7 protein-coding genes are annotated in these 9,103 nt (G+C 51.1%); 2 read left to right on the top strand and 5 right to left on the bottom strand.

Translation table 11 applies throughout. From position 1 onward, the window contains the following. Window positions 1–299 precede the first annotated feature (299 nt). Window positions 300–2,567, bottom strand: a complete 2,268-nt coding sequence (locus SGI98_10030) for an FUSC family protein (protein ID MDZ4743740.1) — start codon at window positions 2,565–2,567, stop codon at window positions 300–302. Between the two features lie 67 nt (window positions 2,568–2,634). Between SGI98_10030 and SGI98_10035 the strand changes: the two genes are divergently transcribed. Together SGI98_10035 and SGI98_10040 are read left to right on the top strand one after the other, a co-directional pair. Next, the gene (locus SGI98_10035; GenBank protein ID MDZ4743741.1) at window positions 2,635–2,958 is read left to right on the top strand and encodes a hypothetical protein; all 324 of its coding nucleotides are present in this window, start codon (window positions 2,635–2,637) and stop codon (window positions 2,956–2,958) included. Between the two features lie 2 nt (window positions 2,959–2,960). Then, a complete protein-coding gene (locus SGI98_10040) occupies window positions 2,961–4,016 on the top strand; it encodes an HlyD family secretion protein (GenBank protein ID MDZ4743742.1) in 1,056 nt (351 codons plus the stop codon). A 79-nt stretch (window positions 4,017–4,095) separates the two neighbouring features. Here SGI98_10040 and pgm read toward each other — a convergent pair whose 3' ends face one another. The 4 genes from pgm to SGI98_10060 all read right to left on the bottom strand — a co-directional run bounded on the left by pgm (window position 4,096) and on the right by SGI98_10060 (window position 9,019). Beyond that, on the bottom strand, window positions 4,096–5,739 hold the full coding sequence (pgm, locus tag SGI98_10045; GenBank protein MDZ4743743.1) for a phosphoglucomutase (alpha-D-glucose-1,6-bisphosphate-dependent): 1,644 nt from the start codon (window positions 5,737–5,739) through the stop codon (window positions 4,096–4,098). A gap of 163 nt (window positions 5,740–5,902) precedes the next feature. Next, the gene (gene rph / locus SGI98_10050; protein ID MDZ4743744.1) at window positions 5,903–6,625 is read right to left on the bottom strand and encodes a ribonuclease PH; all 723 of its coding nucleotides are present in this window, start codon (window positions 6,623–6,625) and stop codon (window positions 5,903–5,905) included. Window positions 6,626–6,633: 8 nt separating this feature from the next. After that, on the bottom strand, window positions 6,634–7,761 hold the full coding sequence (gene ugpC / locus SGI98_10055) for a sn-glycerol-3-phosphate ABC transporter ATP-binding protein UgpC (GenBank protein MDZ4743745.1): 1,128 nt from the start codon (window positions 7,759–7,761) through the stop codon (window positions 6,634–6,636). 76 nt (window positions 7,762–7,837) lie between these two features. Then, complete coding sequence (locus SGI98_10060; GenBank protein MDZ4743746.1) at window positions 7,838–9,019, bottom strand: amino acid permease; 1,182 nt, start codon at window positions 9,017–9,019, stop codon at window positions 7,838–7,840. Window positions 9,020–9,103: the final 84 nt, after the last annotated feature.

Raw genomic sequence — 9,103 nt, forward strand, 5'->3', positions numbered from 1 at the left:
GCGTCGCCCCTACAGGGCTCGGGCGTTTTTTTTAAACCGTAAACCCAGGGCGTTGCCCGTGGGCTGGTATGGTTCCGCCCCTTCAGGGCTGGGGAAAAATCTCCTTCTTGGTGACCTCTGTCGTGCAATATCCCATTTTAAAAAAACTTTGCGTCCTTGGCGAACTTCGCGAGAGAATCTTTTTCCTTCGTAGTCTTTGGGGGGGAAATTCGTCCCAGAGGAGGCAAGCAGGGCCGCTCGCCCTACACAAAAATCAAAATTTCCACCCTCGTAGTCCTCGTGGTGAAAATCAGCCTCGCTTAACCGACAAAAGCTTTACGGAGGACGTGGTGGGCGGGGGCGGGGGCGCAGTGGAGTTCACCGACAGAATCGATTTGATTGAGGAAACGGCTGACGGCAAAGAGGGTTTGTCGGAGGAGCACAAATTTCGCAAAATCGGAAGGATCAAGAATCAAGCGGCCCCGGTCCTTTTTTAATTCGACGATTTTTGATTCAATGGCAGCGAGGCTTTCGTCGAGGGCGGTGGTGGACGGGGGCAGGCAGCCTTTATCGAGGGCTTTCTCCAGGGAGATCATCCGGTTATTAATCTCGTCAAAAGCGTGGTGAAACTCTTCGCGCAGCAAATTGCGCGAGATATCCAGATTCATACATTTTTGCCAGATATTCCCTGCGACAGTGAGATGGATGGGTAAGGTCCTCAAAAGGCTGATCAGGCGGGAAACATTCTTTAAATCCAGTGTCGCTCCGGTTAACTCCGTCTGGGCATCGGCTAGGAGTTTGGTCGCATCGGCCCCGACCATTTGCGCCTGTGTACGGATGATACGGACCCTCTCGAAATCAGTGACGGGCTCGGCATAAGACCCTAAAAGGATCGCGGATATTTCGCGTGAGTCGTGGACCAAGTCGTGCAATTTGCGCAGGAGCATCCCCCGGGCTTGGATGGGCCAGACAAAATAATTCACCACGCTACCAATAAAGGAACCGGCGATCACACCGAGGGCCAGCGGGAAAAACCGAGCCAGATCCGCCGGGGCCGCATATTGCTGGCCGAATACGGATACTCCCAGAATAATGCCCATATCTATATAAACAGCCACTTGATTTGGGCGCTCCGCGACTCCCCAGCCAATGATATAAAAGAAGGGGGCCAGCACCAAGAGGAGTGCCCCCATGGAGTTAATCGAAGGAAAGATGGCGGTCACATAAAAAAGCCCGACAAAAGCCCCGATCACCGCCCCACCCGTCCACTGGACCATCATTTTGAGTCCACTACCGAGATTCGGCTGCATCACGATGATGATGGTAATAATCATCAGGAATGAACCCGACCATTTTGTGGCATAATAAATATAAAACCCGATCAGGACAGCCAGCCCGATTTTAATCCCGTGTCGCAGTGCGTGGGCATCAGGGGATCTTAAATGTCCTTTCAAATGATCCATCATGTAATAAAGCGGGCGGGGATGGAAAAGGATCTGGGGTTCGGCATAGGAATGCTCCTGTATATCCATCTGGAGCTGGTAGAGGGACTCCTCCATGGACTCAAATGTCCTTAATGTCTCGATGACCGTGAGATCATCCGTGACAGCCCCTGCACTTACCAGGCGCCTCTCGCGCAGGAATTCATACAGCCGCCTGTATGTCGTGGTATCCACAGTCTCCACTGGGTCATAGATAAACCCATCCACGACAGGGCCGAGGGCGAACATAACGTGGTCTAATCTTTTCACGACGGAAGCGTAACGTTGCGCGATATCGGCCTTCATTTCACGCACAGCGTGCACGTGATCCTGCACCTCCAAGAGGTCGATTAAAAAATCGATCTTGAAAAGCACATCCTTGAGGCCGGTGGAGATTCTGATAAAATGGTCGATTGAAGACTCCTTCAGGGAAGAACTCTTCCGGATATTGGCCAGCAGCCCCATATTCAAGTCGATGACTTGCTGGTTCTTTTTACTGAGTGCGGAATAATCAAACTCCCCGCCGCCGTCCTCGCCCTCCAAGCGGCGGATCACTGCCGCGCAAATTGCTTTAATATCGACAATACTTTGACGGAAGGCCTTAGGAATATTTTGCCGATAGGGCCGGGGCCAAAATATTTGATTCACCACCCATGAAATCGTAATACCCAGGATGATGTCGAAAGTCCGGTAGAAGGCCACGTTGAAGAGATTGGCAGGATTCGTCATCACCGTGTAAATGATAAAAAGGAAGGTCACCCCGGAAATGGTAAATGCGTATGGATACTCTGAGGCGAATGAACCGTAACCGCTGATAACCATGAAACTGAAGATAATAATGACAAGCCACACCGGGGATTGGACAAACACACTAGAAACAACAACCGCCATCAGGGATCCTGCCAGCGTACCGATAATCCGGCCCACACTTTTTTGCCAGGCGAGAATCGGGCTGGCATTACTCAAGATCATCACTGTGACCAGAATCCAGTAGCCGTTAAAAAGATGGGACGCCTGTGCGACCAGCAGGGCCAAAGATGAAGCCACAATCGTCTTGATCCCCATTTGGAACGCATTCTCGGTAAAGAAAGTATCTCTCAAGGCCATTGCCCCCACAAAGTAAGGGGGCTCACTGCCCGTGGCGAGTAAAAATCCCGGGGGGAAGAAAAAGATTTTGCTTTTTATTGATCCGCAATCATGGCAAAAGGATGAGAACGTGAAAATCCCTCTCCCCATAGTTCAATGCTCGCGCAACGCGGCCTTGCTTGCGTGCCTGTTACTGTCATGCGGTTGTGTGAGGGAGATTTCATTTGGGGGCATTTTTATTCCGGCCTGGCTGATCTGCTCGCTCATCGGCATCACGGTGGGCTCCATCGTAAGCCTGAAGATCGAGCCGCACTTGGTTCCTGAGCCGGGTTATTTCCAAATGCTCCTGCGTTTCGCCATTATCACCATCTTTTTTATCATCAGTTACATGTTGTTCTTCGTTTATTTTTAATTATGCCAGAACCCGCCACATCCCGCACGAATGAAACGGCTGCACCTGCAAAAAAAGGGGGCTGGTGGCGTAAATTATTCGCCTCTATCATTATTCTTTTTGCCGTATTCCTCGTTGTGGTATTCGCCTCTTACCAAGTCTCCCACCCCACGACCAATGATATCAGTGTGCAGGCCTATATCATCGGGGTCACCGCACGGGTCAGCGGACCGATCGTCAAAAAACATTTCCGGGAGAACCAATACGTCAAGGAAGGTGACCTTCTCTTCGAGATTGATCCTTCCACTTTCGAAGCGGTTTATGACAAGGCCCTAGCCGAAAAAAAACATGCCTTTGATTTTGTCGCCACACTGGAAGCGGGTGTGATATCGGCACAGACTCAGGTCAAAACGATCCAAGTGGACTTAACCAACCAGATGGATATCCTCACCCGTTATGAGGGTATGCTCAAGGACGGGGCCATCGCGGAAATCCCTTATCAAAACCAACAGACTAAAGTAAACTCCACCCAGCAAGCTCTGAATGAAGCTCAGTCGAGCCTGATTGCGGCCCAGGCCCAGCTCAGCTCCACTGTCCAGAGTAACCCGATCCTCAAAGCCGCAGAGGCCGCGCTCAAAAGTGCAGAACTCAATCTGTCCTATGCAAAAGTTTACGCGCCAAAATCTGGATATATCACAAATGAAAACATCCAGGAGGGCACCTACGTAAATGAAGGTAAAGCCCTCTTTGCCCTCGTCGTCGATGGCGACTGGTGGGTGAATGCGCGTTTCAAGGAAACCCAGATCCGCATCATCCATAATGGTGACCCGGTGAAAATTTACCTCAAAATGTATCCCCAACTGATTTTAGAGGGGGAAGTCTCCGGCACCGGTTGGGCAATCTATCAGGAAGACGGCGCGACAGTCCAGATGCTCCCAAAAATAGATCCCACCGTGGATTGGGTCCGTTTGGCAAACCGTTATAATGTCCGTATCCATATCAAAAACCTCGATAAAAATAAACCCCTCCGGATCGGGGCGACCGGCGTCGTCGTGGTCGATTCCGACCGGATGGATTAAATCCCTGCTTCCCCCCCCCTAGCCCCCCATCAAAGGAAAAATACGGGCGTGGAAAAGCCCACAAGTGAGGTTTGAAGTATCATCCTTTTAATACCCCGTCGACCATTTGTTTAGCTTCGGAGAGGATTTGTTGGAGATGATTTTTACTCTTGAGACTTTCAGCGTAAATTTTGTAAACGTCTTCAGTCCCTGAGGGGCGGGCGGCGAACCAGCCGCAGTCAGTCGTGACTTTGAGTCCGCCGATGGCGGCACCATTACCGGGGGCTTTTGTGAGCTTGGCGGTGATCGGGTCACCGGCCAGCGTGTTTTCCTTCACATTGTCAGGGGAGAGGTCCAAGAGGATGGCTTTTTGTTCACGGGTAGCGGCTGCATCGACGCGGGAATAATACGGGATCCCAAATTCCGCAGTGATCTGCGCAAATTGTTCACCCGGGTCTTTACCTTCCTTTGCGGTCATCTCAGCAGCGAGCAAGTCCATGATGATCCCGTCCTTGTCAGTACTCCAGACATGCCCGTCTTTACGCAGGAAACTCGCCCCGGCACTCTCCTCTCCGACGAAACCTAAGGAACCGTCAAAGAGACCATTGACGAACCACTTGAATCCCACGGGGACCTCGAGCAATTTGCGCCCAAGCTTGGCGGCGACTTTATCGATGATGCAGCTACTGACGAGGGTTTTGCCGATGCCGACGTGGGCACCCCATTGCGGGCGGTGACTAAAAAGGTAGCGGATGGACACGGCCAGAAAGTGGTTCGGATTCAAGAGCCCCACAGACGGCGCGACAATGCCGTGGCGGTCAGAATCGGTGTCATTACCGGCGGCGATTTGGTATTTGTCCTTGAGTGCGATCAAGGGGGTCATGGCGTAGGCACTGGAGCAATCCATGCGGATTTGCCCGTCATGGTCGACGGCCATAAAAGCAAATTGTGCGTCCACGGCTTTATTGACGATGGTCACATCGATGCCGTAGCGGGCAATGATGGGTTCCCAATAATGGACACTCGCCCCGCCGAGGGGGTCGATGCCGATGCGTAGTTTTGCAGATTTGATCACATCAAAGTCGATGATCGCCCCGAGTTGCTCGACGTATCCCTGAGCAAAATCGGTTTTGTGTGTGGTCGCAGCGGCGAGAGCTTTTTCATAGGTCACCCGTTTGACATCGCGGTTACCGTTTTTGATCAATTCATTCGCTCGGTTCTGCACCCTCTTGGTGATGTCCACATCGGCGGGACCACCATTAGGGGGATTATATTTGAATCCCCCGTCTTTGGGTGGGTTATGGGAAGGGGTGATCACGATACCGTCAGAGAGTCCGCTGGTGCGGCCATGATTATAAGTCAGGATCGCTACGGAAATCGCCGGGGTGGGAGTGAATCCGTCATTTTCTTGGATGAGCGTTTCGACACCATTTGCCGCGAGGACTTCCAAGGCGGTCTTTTCCGCAGGGGCGGACAAGGCATGGGTATCTTTCCCCACATAAAGAGGGCCGGTGATATGGGCCTCCCGGCGGTATTCACAAATCGCTTGGGTGATGGCGGCAATATGCGCGTCGTTAAAGGAACCATTCAACGAAGTGCCTCGGTGCCCGCTGGTGCCAAAGGAGACGGCTTGTTTGGGGTTCGCCACATCCGGGGCCGAGTCGTAATAGGCGGCGAGCAATTTGCTCACGTCGATTAAAATTTCAGACGGGGGGAGTTTACCTGCGAGCGGGGAGATAGCCATAATGAGATTCCTCCTGACGGTTAGGATTAGATTGGTTACTGAGTACCGGTCAACTCAGGGTATCTAATCCCACGCGCGCGCAAATTGCACGGGAAAAATCGCGGGGCTCAAACCCTCGATTCTGCGGATCGCGTTTCATCCTGATCCTCTAAAGTCGATGACACTAAGCCAGCACAGATTTCTGGAAGGTCGTGAGGTCTTGGATCCCTTTTTTGGCGAGGGTAAGCATTTGTGCCATCTCGGACTCTGTAAAAGTGGATTCTTCACCGGAACCTTGGATTTCGACAAATTCACCTTTTTCAGTCATGACGACATTCATATCCACGCTGGCTCTACTGTCCTCGATATAATTCAAATCAAGAACGGGTTGACCTTCAAAAATGCCGACACTAATGGCGGAAACAAATTGTTTGATGGGGGAGTCGACTAATTTCCCGGAAGCCTGGAGTTTTTTGACAGCCAGAGCCAAGGCGACCATGGCTCCTGTAATGGAGGCTGTACGGGTGCCGCCATCAGCCTGGAGTACATCACAATCGATCCACAGGGTGCGGCTGCCGAGTTTTTCGAGATCAATGACAGCTCGGAGTGAACGGCCCACGAGACGTTGAATCTCCTGGGAACGGCCATCGATTTTTCCCTTGGCGATATCGCGTTGTTTACGTCCGAGGGTGGAATAAGGTAGCATGGAATACTCGGCGGTGACCCAGCCGCCTGTCACGCCCTGCTCTTTCATCCAACGGGGGACGGACTCTTCGACAGTGACCGCACAAATCACACGGGTATTACCAAAACCCATCAGAACGGAACCCGTCGCGTAAGGGGCGATATCTGGGGTGATGGTCAGGGGGCGCAATTGGTCAACTGCTCGGGAGTCGGGTCTATTCATAATCGGTCCTATTTAATCACTTGTTCAGTGGTAACATCGAAGAAGTGGGATTTTTTAGTGTTAAAAACTAGCTCGACTTTATTGCCGAGGTCATGTTTTGCGTGAGGTTTACAACGGGCAATAAAGGAGGCCTTACCGCTCGAAAGATAAAGGAATGTTTCTGCGCCCATCGGTTCGGCGACTTCCACTGTCGCTAGGGAGCAGCGTTCAGGCGGGGCTTCATCAATATAAAGTTTATCCTCGATGTCTTCAGGGCGGATTCCGAAATAAACGGGTTTCCCGAGATATACGCCCAGGCGCTTAATATGGACATCATCCACCTTCAATGAAATTGCCCCGGGGGTATCTTCCTGGAAGTACAAGGTATTATTTTTCTGAACGATTGCCCCCTTGAAAAAATTCATGGGCGGGCTACCGATAAATTCCGCAACAAATTTATTTGTCGGATTATTATAAATATCCAAGGGTTCACCGACTTGCTGGATTTTGGACCGGCTCATGACCACGATGCGGTCCGCCATTGTCATGGCTTCGACCTGGTCATGGGTGACATAAATCATGGTGGCAGATAACTTCGTATGGAGCTTGGAAATCTCGGTCCTCATTTCCACCCTCATTTTCGCATCAAGATTCGAGAGGGGTTCGTCAAAAAGGAATACTTTGGGTTTACGGACAATGGCACGCCCCAAGGCGACACGCTGGCGCTGTCCACCGGAAAGGGCTTTCGGTTTGCGGTCGAGCTCCTCTTTGGTGAGTTTGAGGATTTCAGAGGCTTCTTGTACACGTTTCTTGATTTCCTCCTTCGGGACACGGCGCAGCTCCAGTCCGAAAGCCATATTCCGGTAAACAGTCATATGTGGGTAGAGGGCATAGTTCTGGAAAACCATGGCGATATCGCGGTTTTTCGGGGGAACATCATTAACCACCTTGTCATCAATCGAGATTTTCCCGCGGGAAATCTCTTCCAGACCGGCAATCATACGCAGTGTTGTCGTCTTTCCACAGCCGGAAGGCCCCACAAATACAACAAATTCCTGATCATCGATTTCCAGATTAAAATCGTCCACCGCCAAGACATCTTCTCCCTTGTCTCCCCGATAGATTTTACTGACATTCTCTAGAACTACTTTAGCCATGTATTATTGATGAAAAAGCTTGCGTGAAGATGGGCAAGCGCAAAAAATATTTTTTCTGGCCTTTAAAGACCCTTCTCTAGCTGTAAATAATCAACTGGATATTTTCCGGCAAGTTGCGGGTGACCTCCTCGACGACATTTCCGCGCAGGATTTTCAAAAGGGAATTCCGCGCAGAGCCGCCTAAAATCAGAATATCCACCCCCAAAGTCGCGCTCGTATCGAGGATCAACTCCGCGGGGTTAAACCCGAATGCAAAGAGGGGAACCAGAGGAACCCCCTTGGCGATTTGTGAAATTTCTTTAAAGACTTTTGATGCATCCGCATCATCCTGCCACCGGGGATGTATTTGTACTTGCACCGCAACCTCTTTGATATAAAGGACATAAAGTCTTGCGCGCCTTAACCGGGCTTCTTCCACAGCAAACTTTAAAGCGGGAGTCACACCCCGGACGGATACGAGAATGGATTGTCCGGATTCCTCGTAAGTATCCTCGGGGCCAGGTAAACTCGCTGTTTTCCATTCCTCCTCATTAGCCGAGACAAGATCGAGACTTTCTGCACTTTTTTTCCGGAGGGCATAACCACGGGCGATAAACCCGGCTACAGTAAAAAACAGGATAAAGACCAGGGCTGATTGTTTTTCCACGGCAATCGTTATCCAGATCAATAAAAGCAAAATCGCTGTCGCCCCCATGAAGTAACGTTGATACCTTTTCAGGGAAAGGGACTGGTTCATGGCCGTGGACCCTAAGTTAATGGTGATGGCCCCGACCACCCCGATCGCGTAGAGGGAGGCCAGCATCGATACATCCCGGGCAATTTCCAAGACCAACACCGGCAAGGCTGTCGCCAAAATCAATGCCAGCCAAGGAACCCCATGGCCATTCAAATAGGTGAAAGTTTTGGGTAATTCCCCGTCATGGGCCATGACATAGACGACGGAAATAATGCCATTAATCGCTGTATTCACTGCGGATAACAACAACAGGGCGATGACCACACCAATAGCAACACCAAACCATTCCCCCACATACACCTCGCCGAGATGACGGATCATGGCTTCTTTATACTCCCCTCCTTCTAATCCCGGAGTACTCAAAGTCAGGAATGCCAATAGGGCTGTGGCCACACACACCTCGATCATTACGACCATTACCGCCCTGGTAGCTGTCCGGGCAATTTGCGGGCGTTCATAGGTCGAGCCCGCATCTAATTGCATCACCCCCGTCGTGCTGGCAGCGGCTTCGACGCCTGACAAAGCTAACCCGACTTCCGCAACTGGGGTAAAAAGGGAGGGGTGGGAGGTTGTAAGTTATTGATTTTAAATGAGAGGTTATGAAAA

The organism is Verrucomicrobiota bacterium (genome assembly GCA_034440155.1).
Classification (GTDB): Bacteria; Verrucomicrobiota; Verrucomicrobiia; order JAWXBN01; family JAWXBN01; genus JAWXBN01.